At 70.5% G+C, this 17,019-nt stretch carries 18 protein-coding genes and 1 tRNA gene; 15 read left to right on the top strand and 4 right to left on the bottom strand.

Annotated elements, in window-relative coordinates:
* The first annotated feature begins 43 nt into the window (after window positions 1–43).
* From PIJ49_RS09715 to PIJ49_RS09680, 8 genes are all read left to right on the top strand, one after another.
* A complete protein-coding gene (locus PIJ49_RS09715; RefSeq protein ID WP_271826475.1) occupies window positions 44–595 on the top strand; it encodes a hypothetical protein in 552 nt (183 codons plus the stop codon).
* Window positions 592–1,446 carry a hypothetical protein gene (locus PIJ49_RS09710; protein ID WP_271826474.1) on the top strand — a complete coding sequence of 285 codons (855 nt, stop codon included), beginning with the start codon at window positions 592–594 and terminating at the stop codon, window positions 1,444–1,446. Before PIJ49_RS09715 ends, PIJ49_RS09710 begins: the two co-directional genes overlap by 4 nt.
* Window positions 1,439–2,965, top strand: coding sequence for a hypothetical protein (locus tag PIJ49_RS09705; RefSeq protein ID WP_066653361.1), 1,527 nt, complete (start codon window positions 1,439–1,441; stop codon window positions 2,963–2,965). The genes PIJ49_RS09710 and PIJ49_RS09705 overlap by 8 nt, the downstream gene beginning before the upstream one ends.
* Before the next feature lie 11 nt (window positions 2,966–2,976).
* Window positions 2,977–3,477: a hypothetical protein gene (locus PIJ49_RS09700; RefSeq protein ID WP_271826473.1), complete on the top strand. Its 501-nt coding sequence runs from the start codon at window positions 2,977–2,979 to the stop codon at window positions 3,475–3,477.
* Window positions 3,478–3,682: 205 nt separating this feature from the next.
* Entirely contained in the window at window positions 3,683–3,853 is a 171-nt protein-coding gene (locus PIJ49_RS09695; RefSeq protein WP_158407737.1) for a hypothetical protein, read from the top strand.
* 151 nt (window positions 3,854–4,004) lie between these two features.
* Complete coding sequence (locus PIJ49_RS09690) at window positions 4,005–4,481, top strand: hypothetical protein (protein WP_271826472.1); 477 nt, start codon at window positions 4,005–4,007, stop codon at window positions 4,479–4,481.
* Entirely contained in the window at window positions 4,469–5,020 is a 552-nt protein-coding gene (locus tag PIJ49_RS09685; RefSeq protein ID WP_271826471.1) for a hypothetical protein, read from the top strand. The genes PIJ49_RS09690 and PIJ49_RS09685 overlap by 13 nt, the downstream gene beginning before the upstream one ends.
* A 19-nt stretch (window positions 5,021–5,039) precedes the next feature.
* Entirely contained in the window at window positions 5,040–5,909 is an 870-nt protein-coding gene (locus PIJ49_RS09680; protein WP_271826470.1) for an oxidoreductase, read from the top strand.
* Between the two features lie 222 nt (window positions 5,910–6,131).
* Here PIJ49_RS09680 and PIJ49_RS09675 read toward each other — a convergent pair whose 3' ends face one another.
* Both PIJ49_RS09675 and PIJ49_RS09670 read right to left on the bottom strand, forming a co-directional pair.
* Complete coding sequence (locus tag PIJ49_RS09675) at window positions 6,132–8,300, bottom strand: RecQ family ATP-dependent DNA helicase (protein WP_271826469.1); 2,169 nt, start codon at window positions 8,298–8,300, stop codon at window positions 6,132–6,134.
* 90 nt (window positions 8,301–8,390) lie between these two features.
* On the bottom strand, window positions 8,391–9,905 hold the full coding sequence (locus PIJ49_RS09670; RefSeq protein ID WP_271826468.1) for a hypothetical protein: 1,515 nt from the start codon (window positions 9,903–9,905) through the stop codon (window positions 8,391–8,393).
* 71 nt (window positions 9,906–9,976) lie between these two features.
* Between PIJ49_RS09670 and PIJ49_RS09665 the strand changes: the two genes are divergently transcribed.
* The 5 genes from PIJ49_RS09665 to PIJ49_RS09645 all read left to right on the top strand — a co-directional run bounded on the left by PIJ49_RS09665 (window position 9,977) and on the right by PIJ49_RS09645 (window position 14,787).
* The gene (locus PIJ49_RS09665; RefSeq protein ID WP_251160837.1) at window positions 9,977–10,807 is read left to right on the top strand and encodes an endonuclease/exonuclease/phosphatase family protein; all 831 of its coding nucleotides are present in this window, start codon (window positions 9,977–9,979) and stop codon (window positions 10,805–10,807) included.
* Entirely contained in the window at window positions 10,807–11,403 is a 597-nt protein-coding gene (locus PIJ49_RS09660) for a DUF2238 domain-containing protein (RefSeq protein WP_510167330.1), read from the top strand. Before PIJ49_RS09665 ends, PIJ49_RS09660 begins: the two co-directional genes overlap by 1 nt.
* Window positions 11,404–11,556: 153 nt before the next feature.
* Window positions 11,557–11,630: transfer RNA gene (locus PIJ49_RS09655), tRNA-Pro, on the top strand.
* A gap of 438 nt (window positions 11,631–12,068) precedes the next feature.
* On the top strand, window positions 12,069–13,127 hold the full coding sequence (locus tag PIJ49_RS09650) for an AAA family ATPase (RefSeq protein ID WP_271826466.1): 1,059 nt from the start codon (window positions 12,069–12,071) through the stop codon (window positions 13,125–13,127).
* 157 nt (window positions 13,128–13,284) lie between these two features.
* A complete protein-coding gene (locus tag PIJ49_RS09645) occupies window positions 13,285–14,787 on the top strand; it encodes a hypothetical protein (RefSeq protein WP_271826465.1) in 1,503 nt (500 codons plus the stop codon).
* 52 nt (window positions 14,788–14,839) lie between these two features.
* On the opposite strand, the gene PIJ49_RS09640 is transcribed toward PIJ49_RS09645, so the two are convergent.
* Window positions 14,840–15,097 carry a hypothetical protein gene (locus PIJ49_RS09640; RefSeq protein WP_066653393.1) on the bottom strand — a complete coding sequence of 86 codons (258 nt, stop codon included), beginning with the start codon at window positions 15,095–15,097 and terminating at the stop codon, window positions 14,840–14,842.
* 30 nt (window positions 15,098–15,127) lie between these two features.
* Between PIJ49_RS09640 and PIJ49_RS09635 the strand changes: the two genes are divergently transcribed.
* On the top strand, window positions 15,128–15,757 hold the full coding sequence (locus PIJ49_RS09635; protein WP_251160834.1) for an SRPBCC family protein: 630 nt from the start codon (window positions 15,128–15,130) through the stop codon (window positions 15,755–15,757).
* Window positions 15,754–16,425 (top strand): DUF4166 domain-containing protein, encoded by a 672-nt coding sequence (locus PIJ49_RS09630; RefSeq protein ID WP_251160833.1) that lies wholly within the window; start codon window positions 15,754–15,756, stop codon window positions 16,423–16,425. Before PIJ49_RS09635 ends, PIJ49_RS09630 begins: the two co-directional genes overlap by 4 nt.
* Window positions 16,426–16,437: 12 nt before the next feature.
* Here the strand turns inward: PIJ49_RS09630 and PIJ49_RS09625 are convergent, their stop codons facing one another.
* Window positions 16,438–16,686, bottom strand: coding sequence for a hypothetical protein (locus tag PIJ49_RS09625; protein ID WP_066653399.1), 249 nt, complete (start codon window positions 16,684–16,686; stop codon window positions 16,438–16,440).
* Window positions 16,687–17,019 lie beyond the last annotated feature (333 nt).

Here is a 17,019-nt window from a genome sequence, read left to right as displayed (position 1 = left end):
TGCCGGCCGTCTCCTCCGTTGGGGGTAGAGCATGTACGGGGAGATGGCACAGCTCCGGGCGAAGGCCCGTGCGCTGCGCGACGACGCCGACGGGCTGCGGTCACGAGCGAGCGCGCTCGTGGCGCAGGCCGACGGGCTGTCGTCGGCGGGGAAGGCCGCCGACGCCGTGCGTCGTCGAGTCCAGGAGTCGGGCACGGAGCTCGGCAAGAAGGCGCAGCTGCTCGACGAGGCAGCAGACGCACTCGATGCGCACGCCAAGGCAGTCGACGCCGTGAAGGCACAGATCGCGGAAGCCGAACGCATCGCACGTGACCTCTGGAACCAGGCCGCGCACCTGGCGGCGAACGTCGTGAACGCCGTCAAGGACGTCGCGTCGAACGCAGTCAACGGCTTCATGCAGGTGATCGGTGCCGCGGGCTCGGGGGAGCCCGACCACGTCCGTGTCTCCGTCCACGAGCTCGGTGGCCAGCAGGTCTCCGACGGCCAGGTCGCGAGCGCAAAGTCGTTCATCGCGCAGGTGCCGTCACCGCCGCCGTCCGGGTCGAAGGACTGGATCGACGTGCGCGGCGCCGCCATCCGGAACGGCGTCGGATGAGCGGGGCACCGGCGACCGACGTCATCGACTGGGACCTGACCGTCGACGAGCTACGCACCGTCCGTGAGCACCTGCCCGGTCTCGTCCTGCCGTCCTTCGTACCCTCGGGGGCGCAGGACCAGCAGGGCACGGGAGCGCTGGTCGAGCGCGGGGTGCTCACGCGACAGCCCGACGCTGACGCTGAGTCGTGGTCGGATGACCTCGACGCGCCGTTCCTGCTCACGCTCGCACTGCAGAACGCCGGCTCGATCGTCATCCAGGTGAGCGCCTGGGCCCCCGACACGACGTGGGCGCACTCGACCGTCATCGGGGGCGACGCTGCTTCGCACCTCACCGTGCGGAGCGCGCGACCCGGCGACGGCAGCCGTGCGCACCTGCGCGGAACGGTGCTCGACCAGGCGTGGTCGTCACTCGTCGAACTCATCCCGTCGCTCGAGGTCACCGACCCGGCCCGTGGGACGACGACGGTCAGCACGGTTGCCTCGCAAGCGTTGGTCGACGCCATCCAGCGCGGCGACGCCCGGGTGCTCGATGCCGTCGTCGACGAACTGCACGTCCCGACCGATGCGGTCGGCCTGTTCCGTGGCCTGGCCGAGCCCGTGCAGCACGGCTTCCGCGTGAAGGCCTTCACCGCTGACCGTGGCCCGGTCTTCGTCGCTGACTGGTTCGGCACCCGCCGCGGATGGCTGCGGATGAGCGTCGGGATCGACGCGGGAGCGCGTGGCTCGGAGGTCACGCCCGAACTCCTCACTGATGCCGGCACGGTCACCGTGACGGCGCAAACGGACCAGGAGATCCGCACGGATCTGCTCGGGCTCGTCGCTGGACTCATCAGGGATCGAGATGTCTGACGGGATCAAGGTCGACTACGCGGAGATCGATCGCCTGACCACGGGGATCACTGCGCTCAACGCCTTCGCCGGCCCGCTCGTGCCGAAGGTCGGGGCGCTGTCGGTGGACGGGGACCTGCTGGCCTCGGCCATCCTCTCGCCCGGCACCGCACTCGCCGCCGAGGGTGCAGTGATGAGCGCTTCGGCGCAGCTCAGCGTGACGATCGTCTCCACCGAGGCGCTGGTGATCATCACGGCGTCGTTCTCGAAGGTGTACGAGGCGGCCGAGGCAGGGCTTGCTCTCACCGTCGCCGGCTTGCAGGTCGCAGCAGCTGCGACCTGGGCGACCACGACGGATGTCGCTGAGACGGTGGCGCTCGTCACCGGGACCGTCGTCTACGGCACGATCGCCCTCGGAGCGCTCGCCACCGAGGCTGTCAGGAGCGGCGTTGCACTCGACGTCCTGGGCATCGTCACGGTGTCCTTCAGCGAAGCAGCGCTCACCGCGCTGAGGACCGATGGCGACCTGACCCAGCGCACCGCGGTGTTCACCCTGGCGGCGGCTCGGTCCTTCAACAGGAACTTCTCCGCAGCTCTGCCGTGGATGAGTCCCGACATCGTCGCGATGGAGCAAGCCTGGTTGGGCGATCTCCGCACGACGAACACCTACGACGGCCTCCTCAGTACGTTGATCGGGGATGGTCGCCAGTTCGGCTTGTTCGAGGACGGTGTGCCGCGCTTCATCGACGGTGTCCTGTCCGACAGCCAAGTCGATGATCGGCGGCAGCGCGCTCTCGTTGATGGCATCCGTGAGACAGGTCAGCAGTTCACCACCGATGGGGCCGGGAACATCATCCCGACCGACGTCAGCTCGTTGCTCGCGAGTTCGGGTCAGATTGACCGGATGGGCCAAGAAGACTTCGCGAACGTCCGGGTGTTCAAGACGGTTGACGAGAACGGCGTCACTCGCTTCACAGTCCAGATCCCGAGCACACAGAGCTGGAATCCCGAGGCCGGCGACACCCCAAATGATCTGACCTCGGACGTGATTGCGATGCGTCACGGTGACCAGACCGCTCTTTCGCAGGCCGTCATCGAGGCTCTACGGAAGGCAGGGGTCAAGGACGAACCCGTGATGCTGACAGGCTTCAGCCTCGGCGGGATCACGGCTGGTGCGGTCGCCGCGGGTGACAGCGGATACAACATCCAGCAGGTGGTGACCGCTGGTTCCCCGATCGGTGCGATGGACATCCCGTCCGACGTGCACGTGACAGCCCTCGAGTCCACGGCTGATCCGATCGCGGCCTTGGACGGAACGCCGAATCCCAGAGATTGGACGACGCTTCGTGGGGATCCGCCGCTGAAGGCCAACGAACACGACGCGCCGACTGTCGCCACCGCACACGATGCGAATCGATACGCGGTCATGGCCAGCGGTGACCCCTCAGTGAATGACGACCCTGCAATCACGCAGTTTCTCGGAGGGAACGGGAAGACGACAACCGTGACGGATTACCAAGTGCAGAGGAGATCAGAGTGACAGGCGGAAGGGTGCGTACGGGCATCGTCGTCGCGATGATGGCGGTCGTGGCGCTGTCTGGTTGCAGTGCACTCCGCACGGCTCCATCCAGCGCACCATCGGTTTCGCTGCAGGATCCCACGGGTGGGCAGTCGCTCGAAGAGGCGCGGAATCAGCTCTCCTCGATCGAGGGGCTGTCCGACGTCTCCATCGAAGAAGAGAAGACCGTGTCCGGGCTCAACGAACACCATGAAGTCTCGATCGCTGCGACGGTCGAGGATGCATCGGCGGCGCCCGCCTTCGTCGACCAACTCGCACAGCTCGGATGGTCCGTCAACGAAGCAGAACCCGACACGGGAGTGTTCATCCGTCTGAGGACGAGTCCGCAGCTCGCCATCGGAGATGTGGCAAAGGAACGGGGCTGGTCAGAAGCCGCCTACACGACTTCGACCGCCGAGTTGAAGCAGCTCGTCCTGCTCTCCCCGAACGAACTCAAGGAACGCTTCGGCCCTTGGCCAGGTGAAGCGCCCTGACAGCGCTTCGCTGGACAGCGCAGCAATCTTGACGAGCGAGCGCAGGAGAGCGAACGCCGGCGTGGGTCGGTGAAGTGCAACAATGCGGGACTGTTCGCCCGTGCAGCGCCCACCTCGTCCGATGCTGGCTCAACGGAGCATCGGTGAACAGTCGAGCGGGAGGGACAGGTACTCGATGCGCGCGCGGTCAAGGAGTACGAGGGCGATGATCGTTACTGCAATCGTCGTTGCCGGCGGTTTCTCGATCTCGCTGAGCGGCTGCTCTTCGTCGAGCGGTCTCAGCCCGCTCGCAGAGGGCGGATCTGTCATCGACATCGATTCAGGATCGCCGTGTTTCGCGCTGCCGGACGACTTCGATGTGCCTCGTGAGTACTGAGTTGACGAGAGCGGAGCAATCGGGCGTTCTCGCTGACGAGCACCGTGGTCGACCCGCGACCCGGACGGCCAGCGGACGTTCCTCGAGGAGTACACCGCATGGCGGACGAGGTGTCCGAGCCTGGTCGATCGTTGCGGTATTGCTGTGTGGTGTGCTCGTCCTGCCGGGCTGTACGCCTGCTTCTGCTGCTCGGGGACAGACTCCTGAAGACGCGAAGGAGTACCTCCGGACGCTCCCGGGCATCGCCGCTGCTGAGGTCTCGGTCGAACAGAGCACCTCGGGGCTCGACGCGTCGAACTCGAACAGGGCATTGATCATCCTGACCCTGGAACCAGAATCCACGAACGAGACGATCACCGATTGGGAGATCGATGCGATCGTCCAGACGGGGTGGTCGGTGCACGCGAGCAGAGAACTCGCGAACGGTGTCGGTATCGGCGTGCGCGGCGCGCCCGACTTGAGCGTGGGGAAGCTCCTGCAGCGGTCCGGTTGGGTCGAGGAAGGAGCCGCCGTCCCCGGCAGGACGTCGGCGATCGTCCCGGCGAGTCTCCTGCGGGAGCGCCTGGGCGAGTGGCCCGCTGCTGCACCGACGGCGATGCAGTGCAGGATGAGCTCGTGTGGAGGCTGATCGCGGCGGGCGTCCTGCTGTCGCTCATCCCTGCGCTCAGCGGGTGCTCGGCGTCTGGCCCGGACGCTGAAGTGGCTGCATCGCGCGAAGCGGTTGCTGCCGAGATCAACGCCCTGCCCAACGTGTCGACTGCAACGGTCGACGAGGAGAAGACCACGGACGGGCTCTCCGCGCACCACCGTATCGCCGTCGACATCTCGGCACCCGACGCGGGGCGCTCGGAGGAGGACGTCGCCGAGCTGATCGACGCGGTCCTTCCCTTGGCCTGGTCCACGCGCGGGCACGAACCCGACGCAGGCGTCGTCCTGCGGATCAGAACGGAGCCGCAACTCGAGATCGGACGGATCGCGCAGGACTCCGGCTGGCGGGACGTCGGGTTCCCGTCGACCCCTGCGCTCGTCGAGAAGATCGGGTACCAGGCGAGCTTCGGACGCCGAACGCTCGACCAGCAGATCGGCACCTGGCCCGTCGACGCAGAAACCACACCGGGCGAGGGCTCGCAGACCAGGGGACAACCAGGGCCAGGCACACCGCAGTGATCGGGAGCATGGTCGGACCATGACGACGAACAGCCTCCCCGGTGGCACCTACGACCTCGGCGACCTCGAGGTCACCCGCTTCGGCTACGGCGCGATGCAGCTCGCCGGCCCGCACGTGTTCGGCCCGCCGGCCGACCGCGACGAGGCCGTCCGGGTGCTGCGCACCGCGGTCGAGCTCGGCATCACCCACATCGACACCGCGGACTTCTACGGACCGCACGTCACGAACGAGATCATCCGCGAAGCCCTGCACCCGTACCCGGAGCAGGTCCACATCGTCACGAAGGTCGGTTCGCGCCGGAACGACAAGGGGCAGTGGCCGCCGGCGCGGAAGCCCGAGCAGCTCGTCGAGGACGTGCACGCGAACCTCGAGCGGCTCGGTCTCGAGCAGCTCGACGTCGTGAACCTCCGTGTCGGCGGATTCGACGCCCCAGAGCCGGGCAGCATCGCACCGCAGTTCGAGGCACTCGCCGAACTGCAGCAGCAGGGCAAGATCCGCCACCTCGGACTGTCGACCGTGACGGGCGCGCAGCTCGTCGAGGCCCTCCGGATCGCGCCCGTGGTCTGCGTGCAGAACATGTACAACGTGGCGCAGCGGGGCGACGACGACCTCGTCGACCTCACGGCGGCCGAGGGCATCGCCTACGTGCCGTACTTCCCGCTCGGCGGATTCTCGCCCATCCAGTCCGAGGCGCTCGACACCGTCGCGCAGCGGTTGGGGGAGTCGCGCCTGTCGGTCGCCCTCGCATGGCTGCTCCAGCGCTCGGACAACATCCTGCTCATCCCGGGTACGTCATCCGTGGAGCACCTGCGGCAGAACGTCGAGGGCGCGGGCATCACGCTGCCGGCGGACGCGATCCGCGAGCTGGACGCGATCGGCGCGGCCTGACCCGAGCGGCGCATGCGGGCGGAGCCGAAGCTGGAGTCGGCACGCACCGACGCCTGCACAACCGGGAGCACGTCGCACCACGGGAATCCCTGGCACGACGTGCTTCCGGTTGTGCGGGAGCACCCCGCACCCCGCACCCCGCACCGCGCAGCCCGCACCCCGCACCCCGCACCCCGCGCCACCGGACGGACCACGGACACGGTCTGCCGGACCCGGCCGGCGTCAGGCCACGGTCGCGAGCGCGAACGGCAGCACGGCCGACGCCCCCGCACGCCGGAGCTCCCGCCCGGCGACGGTGACCGTCCACCGGCTGTCCACCAGGTCGTCGACGAGCAGCACCGGCCCCTGGTGCGACGCCAACGCCGCAGCCAGCTCCGGGTCCACCACGAAGGTGTCCCACACCCCGGCCAGCCGGTAGGCGCTGTTCGTCGCACCGTCTCCGCGGGGCTCCCCGCCGCTCCGTCCGAGGGTCCCGAGGAACTGCAGTCGCCCGATCGAGGCCAGCGCCTGCGCCAACGACCCGACGAGCTCCGGCCGCGACCGCGACGACATCGCGACGACACCGGTCGGCCGCTCGGCCCAGGGCCAGTCCTTCAGGGCGCGGATGCACCCGTCGACCAGCTCGCGGGACACGGGTCCGTCCGGAGTGGTGGCCGAGAACAGCGCCCGGAGCGGCCCGCCCCAGCCGAGATCGGTGAGCCGGGCGACGGCGCGGCCCGGTTCGACGAGCTCGCCGGCCGGGATCCTGCCCTTCACGGGCACGCCGAGCGCGGCCATGCCGGACGGCCACTGCGCGCGCGGCGCGATCTCGACGCCCACCTTGTCGAGCGCGGCAGCCGCACCGGAGGTGTCCGACTCCGAGATCGACGTCGGGTACCAGACACCGGCGCAGTTGTCGCACCGCCCGCAGGGTTCGGCGGAGGGGTCGTCGAGGTCCTGCTGCAACAGCTGCATGCGGCACGCCGAGGTGGACTCGTACGCGAGCATCGACGCGGCCTCGGCCTCGCGGGCGGCGGCGACCCGCTCGTACCGGGCGGCGTCGTACTGCCACGGCTGCCCGGTCGAGACCCAGCCGCCGGCGACACGGTGCACGGCGCCGTCGACGTCGAGCACCTTCAGCAGGAGCTCGAGTGTCGATCGCTTGATGTCGACGAGGCCCTCGAGCGCGACGGTCGACATCGCCGTGTCGGTGGAGAGCGCGCCGAGGACGGCGGAGGCGCGGGCCTCGGTCGGCATGGACGCACTCGCGAAGTACTGCCAGATCTCGCGGTCCTCGCGTCCGGGCAGGAGCAGCACGTCGGCGTTGTCGGTCGCACGCCCGGCGCGGCCGATCTGCTGGTAGTAGGCGACGGGCGACGAGGGAGCGCCGACGTGCACGACGAACCCGAGGTCCGGCTTGTCGAAGCCCATCCCGAGCGCACTCGTCGCCACGAGCGCCTTGAGCTCGTTGCCCTTGAGCTGCTGCTCGAGCTGCTCGCGTTCCTCGGTGTCGGTCCGCCCGGTGTAGGCGCGGACGGCGTACCCGTTCTCGCGCAGGAGTCGGGCGATGTCCTCGGCCCCGGACACGGTCAGCGTGTAGATGATGCCGCTGCCGGGCAGGTCGCCGAGGTGCGCGAGCAGCCACCCGAGGCGCTGTCGGGCGTCCGGCAGCGTCAGGACGCCGAGCCGGAGCGACGCCCGCGCCAGGGAACCGCGGATCGTGAAGACGGGAGCGTCCGGACCCGCGGTGAGCTGCTCCGCGACGTCCTCGACCACGCGCTCGTTCGCGGTCGCCGTCGTCGCGAGCACGGGGACACCCTGGGGGAGGGAGCGGATGAGCTCGGCGAGCCGGCGGTAGTCGGGGCGGAAGTCGTGTCCCCAGTCGGAGATGCAGTGCGCTTCGTCGACGACGAGCATGCCCATCCGGGCGATCAGCGTCGGCAGCTGCTCGTCGCGGAATCGCGGGTTGTTGAGCCGTTCGGGGGAGACGAGGAGCACGTCGACCTCGTCACGCGTGAGGGCCGCCTGCGTGTCCGCCCACTCGTGCGCGTTCGCCGAGTTGATCGACACCGCGCGGACACCGGCCCGCGCGGCCGCTGCGACCTGGTCGCGCATGAGGGCGAGCAGCGGTGAGACGAGCACGGTCGGGCCGCCGCCACGTCGCCGCAGCAGCAGGGTCGCGAGGAAGTACACGGCCGACTTGCCCCACCCGGTGCGCTGCACCACGAGGGCACGCTGCCGGTGTTCGACGAGCGCCGAGATGGCCTCGAGCTGCCCGGGGTGGAAGACCGCGTCCGGTCGCCCGGTCAGGGCGGCCAGGGCCTCCTGTGCCTCCGCAGCGATCTCGGCGGACGGCGGGGCCGCCGCAGGAGCAGGTGAGCCGACGGACGAACCGACACCGAGACCAGACATGACCCCATGCTGTCAGCACCCGCCGACGCACCGTGCCCCGGCCCTCCAGGCTGTGGACACCACGACAGGACGCGACGAGACGCGACCCCGCTACTGGTACGTGATGAGCGACGGCGTCGGCTGCACGTCGGCCATCGTCTGCTGCGGCGACAGCATCGGCGTGTCCTCGTCGTAGAAGTTCTTCCAGCCCCAGTGCACGCCTTCCGGTGCGTCCTGGTGCAGCGCCTTCCAGGTCGCCTGCTTGTCGGGCTGCGAGCCCTGCCCGTCCACGTGGATGAGGACGTCGAGCTCCGGGTGCGACGCGAGCGACGACCGGTCCTGGATCATCGACAGCCGGAACTGGTGCAGGACGAACGCCTTCGGCGGTAGCCCCTTCGACCGCACCAGGTCGGCGAGCCACGACGAGACCTCGTTCACCTCGGACGCCGAGACGCTGCCGATCTGCTGCAGGGGCACCTGGTCGGCGGTCAGTCGCCACTCCGGGTCGAGTGCGAGCCAGACGTTCGGCTTCGCGAGCAGCGACTCGTACCGCTTCGCCTGCGACAGGAAGTCGGACCGCCCCGGCTGCAGGTCGAGGATGACCGGCATCCCGGCGTCGCTCGCCGCGTCGACGTAGGGCTCCAGCGTCGACGCCGGCAGCTCGGTCGAGTAGTCGCCGTCGGCCCCGGCGTCCCCGGCAGCGACGGTCGCGATGACCTCCATCGCGGGCGTCACCGGCTCGTCGCCGAGCCCGTCGTACTCCTTCGCCGTCCCCTCGGCGCGGCGCACGGTCGCCGCCGGGTCCTGCTCGCCCAGCACCCCGAGCACCGGCGCGCCGGGAGCGCCGTACAGCGCCACGTAGCGGTGTCCGTCGAAGGGCCGCTGCCCGCCGTGCGGCAGCTGCCAGCCGCTCTCCGCCGCCCGGACCGTCCACTGCGGGTCCGGGAGGTCGCCGAACGCCGAGCCGACCAGCACGGTCGGGTGCTCCGCGCGGTCGTGGAGGGCCGACACGACGTCCGGGGCGGCAGCCGGGTCGGTCACGCCGTCCGGCATCGCGACCACACGGGCGCCGGCAGCCTCCGCCGTGGCCACGGCTGCGGCCTCCGACCGACGGTCGGACACGACCACGGTCGCCGCACGGGAGGCATCGCTCGCCTCGGGCACGTCGCCCCGTTCCGGCGCGTCCTGCTCCGGGACGTCGGTGTCGACCGCCACGCTGCCCTCGGCCTGGTACCAGTCGGCCCCGAGCCGGCGGAGCTCGGCTGCCACCCGGTCACCGTCGTCGCCTGCGTCGGCGGACGGTGTCGACGAGGGCGTGCCGCCGTCGGACGTCAGCAGCAGTGGGACGTGCGCCGCACGCGCGGCGCTCGCCGCGTCGCGCACCGCACCCGCGTCGGAGGCCGACGCCACGACCGCACCGGGAGCCGACGCGAACAGCGCTCGGCTCGCGGCGACGGAGCGCGCCGACGGGTCCTGCTGGGCCACGACGTCCACCGAGTCGGCGGAGGACCGTGCCAGCTGCGCGACCGTCGGCGCGTCGTCGTGGGAGGTGCAGCCGGCAGCGCCGAGCAGGAGCCCGGCGACCGACAGTGCGAGCAGGGTACGGGTGGGACGAGCGCAACGCATCCGAGCCACCCTACGAGGGACCGTCACGACACCCTGTGAGCGCAACAGGTGTCGTCTCGTAGACAGGGTGCATGCCATCCGCGCCGGACGACCACCCGACGATCGGGGCGGTGGTGGCCCCCGAGGTGCACTGCGCCACCCTCAACGTCAGACGTCGGGTGCCGCACGCGCCCGGTCACGCCGACGCGTGGGAACGTCGCCGCGACGCCGTCGTCGCGCTCGTCGCCAGCGAGCAGCCGACGGTGCTGGCCGTCCAGGAGGCACTGCCCGCCCAGACCGCGGACCTCACGGCCCGTCTCGGGTCACGCTGGGAACCCGTGGTCGTCGGTCGCGGTGCGCGTGGCGGTGGCGAGGCGGTCGGCCTGTTCCTCGACCGGGAGCGCCTCGACGTCGTCGAGCGGCGCACGTGGGCGCTGTCCCGGACGCCGTCGCGCCCGGGCTCACGGTCCTGGGCGACGGCCTTCCCGCGGCACGCCGTCGGCGCCGTCGTCGCGGACCGCACCACCGGGCGGGAGTTCACCGCGATCGCGACGCACCTCGACGTCGCCTCGTCCTGGGCACGGCTGCGCGGCGCGCAGCTGCTCGGGCGCATCGTCCGCGAGCGCGGACTGCCGGCCGTCGTGATGGCCGACTGGAACTGCCCGGCCGGGTCGGCACCCTGGCGAGCACTGGCGGACGCGGGGGTCGTCGACAGCTGGGGACGAGCCTCCCGGCAGGTGGGGGAGGCCTACGGGACGTACCCGCACTACCGGGAGCCGCGTGTCGGCGGCCGGCGGATCGACGGGGTGCTCGTGACCGAGGACGCCGTCGTCGACCGGGTCGCGGTGAACGTGCGCCGACCGGGCGGTGTCTGGCCCTCCGACCACGCGGCCGTGCACGCGGTCGTGCGGTGGGCCTCGTGATGCGCTCGCTCGGGCTGACCTTCCTGCGCCGGCGGTTCCTGCCGGCCGACGTGGTGCGGGTCCTGACGCTCCTCAGCATCCCCGTGGCCACGATCGGCTGGGGGAGCACGTCGTTCGCGGTGATGTCGCTCGCGTTGTTCGGGGTGGTCCTGCCGCGGATGCTCGGACTCCGGCCCGCGTTCGACCTGGCGGTCTGCGTGCTGGTGCTCGTCGCCGGGTGGTCGAGCGCGCTCGAGTGGTACACGTCGGTGTTCCTCTGGGACAAGCTGATCCACGTCGTCCTGACCGGACTGCTCGCGGCGCTGCTCGCGGTGATCGCCGCAGACCTCCGGCTCGTGCCGCACGCCCCGGACGCCGGACGCGTGACCGTGTCGCTCCTGGTGTTCACCCTCGGGCTCGCGATCGGGTCCGTGTGGGAGATGTGCGAATGGCTCGGGCACAACTTCGTCGACTCGGCGATCTACGTCGGGTACGACGACACGATCGGCGACCTGGCCGCGGACGGGCTCGGCGGGCTGCTGGTCGGGCTCGCGCTGCCGTGGCTGGCGGCCGAGCGGGACGTGGTGCAGCAGCCAGCGCGCTCGCCGCAGGGCTGACGGCCCGGCCCGACCGATCGCTCCCGTGGAGGCGGCGACGCGCCGTGGCACGAGCAGGGTCCGGCGTCCGCTATGCTTGACGGGCTGCTCGCGCTCCGGTCGGACGCGGGCGGTGGAACGCCGGAGACGGAGTTCCGAGCCTCTCGGGGCTCACGGGCTGTGGCGCAGCTTGGTAGCGCACTTGACTGGGGGTCAAGGGGTCGCAGGTTCAAATCCTGTCAGCCCGACCGAAGGAAGCATGGCGGAGGGGTCGTCGCGAAGACATGGCGAGTATTCGTCGCGCGGGCCTGCTCGATGCGCTCGTCTTGAAGTCGCGACCATTGCACGGGATCACGGTGCGGGAGTCGCCAGTCCTCGCGCCTGGACGTGTCGATCTGAAACGATTCACCGTGGTCACCGGTTTGCACGGAGCCGGCAAATCGTACCTGCTTGCCGTCATTCGTGAGGCGTTGCCGCGGTGGCAGAGTGGCTGGGCTCTTCCGCCCGTCAGCCGCTGGGACGCCACAGACTTCGTCGGGTCGTATTCCTTGACAGTCCGGCCTGCTGACGGCGCACGCACTTCAGTTGCACCTGTCAAATTTCCTCTTGACCGCGTGAAACACGTTCGGCAGTATTCTCGCGCTTTGCGTAATCTCACTGTCACCGAAGTCAGCTCGGACGTCGTGATGGGATCGCTCATCACGGCGGCTCAGGATTACTACTTCGAGGCGTCAGAGGCTCGAGACGTCATGCGGGCTCACGGCTCGCAAGCCCTCGGGAAACGCGACCTCGAAGCCCTCGGGCGCATCACGGGCCATCGTTACGAGGAGTTGGCGATCGCCATCGCTGACGCCCAAGGCGAGCGTCTCCCGTTGTTCCACGGCAGAAGGGACGGCAGGGACTTCACAACCTTCACGATGAGCCGAGGCGAGTACTCCGCGGCGTACACGCTCTGGTTGCTCCGACAAGCGGAGGCGAACGAGGTCGTGCTGATCGATGAGCCGGAGACCTTCCTGGCCGGTCCGGCGCACGTCCCGCTGATCGAGGAGATCGGGCGTCTTGCCGCCAGTAATGCTTGTCAAGTGATCGTCGCGACACACTCGACGCAGATCATCGAGCACGTTCCGGCCGAGGCGCTCCGACTTGTCCTCGCAACGGGCGGCGGGGCGATCGTGACTGAAGACGTCGATGCGCCGACCATCCTCCGTACGTTGAAGAGACCGTCCAGCGGCGTGACAGCTGTCGTCTTCGTGGAAGACGGACTCGCCGCTCGTCTGGTACGAGCGATCATCGATCGTTTTGCGGCGCATGTGCGCTCGAGCGTCGACGTCGTGGAGGCCGGCGGGGAAGCGGCTGCGAAGGCGGCAGCCAGGACGTTGGGGAATTCAAGGAGGCTGCGCGCGACCGTCGTCCTCGATGCCGACATGCGGAGAGCGTCTCCCGATGCAGCGGAGTACTACCTGCCAGGCGCCGCAGCTCCAGAAGTCGAACTCCTCAGGATGCTCCAAGAGCAACCCGACCAGTTGGCGACCATGTTGGATGTCCGTACCTCCGGCGTTGCGATGGCGTGCGCAGCAGCCGCCCTCGGGGATCATCACAGGGCGTTCGGCAACATCGCTTCTGCTGTGGGGGTGTCCGAGGAACGACTCCTCGACGCAGCCATCTCGATCTGGCTCGAGCGCTTGCGGGAAGACCCAGCGCTCGTGGATCTGGTCGAGATGATCACGTCCCTCCCGACGACGTGAGGTGCCTCGTGACCGCCGAGACTCTGTGGGTTCTCGGCCGCTCCTGCTCGCAGGCTCCTCGTCACGGATGTCCGGCATCACGGCGGCGGCGCGACGGCAGCACTGCTGGCGCCTGAGTAGGAACCGGCAGCGCATCTCGCTGCGTTACGCTCCCGCCATGCTCTGGGGGAGACGACGAACGCTGACCGCCGCCTTGACGGCCACCACGCTGACGGCGGTCCTGCTGGTCAGCGGCTGCTCGGCGAACGTCGACGCCGGAACCGCGGGCGCTGCCCGAGCTGAGCACGAGCTGTCCGAGCTCCGCGGTGTGCGGTCGGTCAGCGGTTCGGGCACGAACAACCTGCCGTTCGCGGGGACGGTCCAGGTCACCGTGACCACCGACGACGACCTGTCCGACGCCGACCTGCGACGGGTGACCCACGAGGTCGGACGGTGGATGCACGACGCCACCACCGCGGGGACGACCTACAGCGCCTCGGTGGAGGCCGACGGGTTCCACTTCTCGGTCGAGGGGCGCGCGGCCGAGAACGACCAGCTGCTCGCCGTCGTCGACCGGCTCCGGGGCGACGACCGTTGGCTCGGCGGGAAGGTCACGGCTCCGGCCGGCTCCGGCACCCGGCCGGGCTCGGTCGGAGTGGACGTCCGGGAGAGCGCCGACCTGGTGCGCGGATGGGGAGCGGTGCGCGAGGCTGCCGACGCCTCAGGGTGGCGGTCCCCGACGCTCACCGCATCCCACTGGTCGACGCCGCCGACGGACCGCTTGCCGTCCGACGAAGCAGACCTCCAGATCTCCGACCGGATCGCCGGGTCTGACGACAGCACCGGGACCGACGACACCGTCGGCGACCCGACGCCGGAGATCACCGCGTACGAGCGTGTGCTCGCCGCGCACGAGGTGACGCGGGCCTCCGTCACACCGGGTCGGCTCCTCCTGCACACGAAGGACCTCGCCGATGTGGGGGACGCGACCGCGATCGCTCAGCAAGCAGCGCCGGCCGCGCAGGTCATCGTGGACGGCGGCATCGTGACGAAGGACGAGCCAAGGGGCGACGACGACCTGCCCGACGCCGCCGACTACGCCGAGGCGGACCGCCTCGCGGCGGTCGCCACCCGGCCGGACGTCACCGCGGTGTCGCTCACGCCGACCGTGGTCGACGTGACGGTCGACGACCCGGACCAGGTCCTGGCGACCGCGACGGCGCTCGCCGCTGCTGCTCCGGCCGCTCCGGTGGAGTCGATCCGAATCGGCCCGCAGGAAGTCACTGATGGTGCCGACGATGCTGCTGACCGGGACGATGCAGGCGATGCGGATCGCCTGTCGGTGAACGGGTCCCCGGCGCTGCTGGGCACATCGATCCAGGTCGGCACGACGCTCCGGGGCTTCCTCCCCGCGTCCTCGGACCAGTTCGGCAGTGACCGGTCCGTGTCGGCGACCCTGCCTGGCTCGGATCAGGTGCCGGCGTTCGTCGAGGCCCTTCGACCGGTGCTGCCGGACGGCACCGGACTGCACGTCCGTCTCGCCGACCGCGGTACCGGCAGCATCACGGACCTGACCCTGCACGACGGGGAGCTGACGGCCGTGCCGCTCCGCGAGGGCGAGGTGCGGGGCGGCGACCGTACCGACCTGGAGCGCGCCTTACAGGACGCCTGGAACGGCTGAACCGGACAGCTGTTCGGGGGCCGCTCCCTGGACGGAGGCATGCCGTCGTGAGTCAGTCCTCCGCTACCCGCCCGTCCCGCACGGCCCGCACGACGTGCACGACGTGCACGACCGCGATCACGACGATCACCGTGGCGACGACGCCGGCGATCCACGATCCCGTCACGCCGAGCACGGGTCCGCTCGTGCACCGGCTCGTACCCGCACCCGGCGCCGCATCCGCACACGAGCTCACCCGCGTGACGGCGAGGAACAGTGCCGGCACGGCCGTGACGAGTGCCAGCACGACCCACGCGATCGCTCGGTCCACTCTCCGCCGCGCAGGCGCTACTGTCAGCACGTGGGGACCAGGGGCATCTACGTCGAGACCGTCATCGATGCGGACCTCGACCGCGTGTGGGCCGCGACGCAGGACCCCGAGCAGCACGTGCGCTGGGACGTCCGGTTCTCGGAGATCGTGCCCGCGGGCGCGGAGGACGGGGCACCGACGCACTTCCGCTACGTCCGACGCTCGCCGCTGCACGACGTGCACGGCACCGGCGTGAGCATCGGGGAACGCCGCCGCCCGGACGGATCGCGCACGTCGGCGCTGCGCTTCGGGACCGCCGACCGCCTCTCGCCGATCCGCACGGGCCGGGGCTACTGGCGCTACGTCCCGACCGACGACGGGCGCACGCGGTTCGTCACCGGCTACGACTACGACGGCGGATGGGGGCCGCTGGACCTGGTCGTCCGGCCGCTCCTCGGCTGGGCGACCGCGTGGAGCTTCGACCGCCTCCGGATCTGGCTCGAGGGCGGACCCGCACCGGAGGCGTGGCCGCTCACATCGGTCCTGCAGCCCTGGCGCCGGGACCGGCCACGAGCCTCCAGGACGCTGCGGGCACCCGCAGGCAGCGCCCGACGCACCGACCACCTGCACGACGCGCCGGCGACGCTGGCGACGCTGCCCGACCCGAGGGACGACCGATGACGTCCGTGTTCGAGGAGGCGCTCGGCGCCGACTTCCAGCGACTCCACCCGATGATGCGACGACGCTTCGGAGTCGGCCTCGACGCCGGCGAGGCCTGCACCGGACGTGGCGTCATGTCGTCGATCCGACGCGGCCCGTGGTGGACCGTCCCCTTCCTGCAGATCGGACGGCTCCGGAACATCCTGGTTCCCGACGTGGGGGAGGACGTGCCGTTCACGATCGAGAACCACCCGTACCGCGACGAGCTCGGCCGCGAGACGGTGACGTTCGTGCGGACGTACGAGACCAGGCCCGGTCGCACGGCGCGCTTCGACGCGACGATGGTGCTCGTCGACGGCAGGGTGCTCGACTACCTCGGCACGCACCAGCACCTGGCGGTCGACCTCGACCTGGCGGTGGACGAGCGGGGCGGGCTCGTACTGACGTCCGACGCACAGCGGTTCCACGAGGGGCCGGTCTCGTTCCGGTTCCCGATGCTCCTGAGCGGTCGCGCCACCCTGCACGAGTGGTGGTCGGAGGACGACCAGGCGTTCCACGTCGACCTCGAGGTGCACAACCGCGTGTTCGGCTTCCTGTTCGGGTACCGCGGGACGTTCACGTGCGAGTGGACCCCCGCCACCGACGCACCGGACCGGTTGAAGCCGGTCCGCACCGAAGCGCGGACCTGAGACCGCCGGGCGTCAGTCCGTCGCCGCTCGCCCGGAACGGACGGCCCGCACGACCTGGACGACCGCGATCGCGACGACCACGACGGCGACCGCACCGGCGGCCCACGACCCGGCGACCCCGAGCACGGGTCCGCTCGTGCACCGGCTCGTGCCCGCACCCGGCGCCGCATCGGCGCACGAGCTCACCCGCGTGACGGCGAGGAGCAGTGCCGGCACGGCCGTGACGAGTGCCAGCACGACCCACGCGATCGCTCGGTCCACAGCGAGCTCCGTCCGCTCCCGTGGTCAGGTGCGACCAGGCTCGCACGCACCGGGGTGACGGGCCGTCTCGATCCCGCAACGATGGTCGCCGAGCGTGGGCGCCCGGCGGACCGCCACCGGCCGCCGGACGGGAGGCGCGTGGCGGCGTCGCCCAGCGCCTCCCGTCCGCCACGGGTTGCGTTTCCCGGACGTGCGCGCGCCGTCCAGGCGTTCTCCCGGTTCCGTGACCTACTGTCGCCGGAAGCGCGGATGCGTGAACTCTCCGGATCGGTCGAAGGATCGCTCACCACAGAAGGTCGGTCCTCGATGACGACCACCCCGCTCGCCCCCGGT

The organism is Curtobacterium uvaldense (genome assembly GCF_028307415.1).
Classification (GTDB): domain Bacteria; phylum Actinomycetota; class Actinomycetes; order Actinomycetales; family Microbacteriaceae; genus Curtobacterium.
The sequence above is the reverse complement of the archived record's forward strand: the minus strand, read 5'-3'. Positions and strand labels throughout refer to the sequence as shown.

Bases quoted from the DNA above. Each gene is read 5' to 3' on its own strand.
- PIJ49_RS09715 (WP_271826475.1), top strand. From the start codon at position 44: ATGGCACAGCTCCGGGCGAAGGCCCGTGCGCTGCGCGACGACGCCGAC.
- PIJ49_RS09710 (WP_271826474.1), top strand. From the start codon at position 592: ATGAGCGGGGCACCGGCGACCGACGTCATCGACTGGGACCTGACCGTC.
- PIJ49_RS09705 (WP_066653361.1), top strand. From the start codon at position 1,439: ATGTCTGACGGGATCAAGGTCGACTACGCGGAGATCGATCGCCTGACC.
- PIJ49_RS09695 (WP_158407737.1), top strand. From the start codon at position 3,683: ATGATCGTTACTGCAATCGTCGTTGCCGGCGGTTTCTCGATCTCGCTG.
- PIJ49_RS09680 (WP_271826470.1), top strand. From the start codon at position 5,040: ATGACGACGAACAGCCTCCCCGGTGGCACCTACGACCTCGGCGACCTC.
- PIJ49_RS09675 (WP_271826469.1), bottom strand. From the start codon at position 8,300: ATGTCTGGTCTCGGTGTCGGTTCGTCCGTCGGCTCACCTGCTCCTGCG.
- PIJ49_RS09670 (WP_271826468.1), bottom strand. From the start codon at position 9,905: ATGCGTTGCGCTCGTCCCACCCGTACCCTGCTCGCACTGTCGGTCGCC.
- PIJ49_RS09665 (WP_251160837.1), top strand. From the start codon at position 9,977: ATGCCATCCGCGCCGGACGACCACCCGACGATCGGGGCGGTGGTGGCC.
- PIJ49_RS09660 (WP_510167330.1), top strand. From the start codon at position 10,807: ATGCGCTCGCTCGGGCTGACCTTCCTGCGCCGGCGGTTCCTGCCGGCC.
- PIJ49_RS09650 (WP_271826466.1), top strand. From the start codon at position 12,069: ATGGGATCGCTCATCACGGCGGCTCAGGATTACTACTTCGAGGCGTCA.
- PIJ49_RS09645 (WP_271826465.1), top strand. From the start codon at position 13,285: ATGCTCTGGGGGAGACGACGAACGCTGACCGCCGCCTTGACGGCCACC.
- PIJ49_RS09630 (WP_251160833.1), top strand. From the start codon at position 15,754: ATGACGTCCGTGTTCGAGGAGGCGCTCGGCGCCGACTTCCAGCGACTC.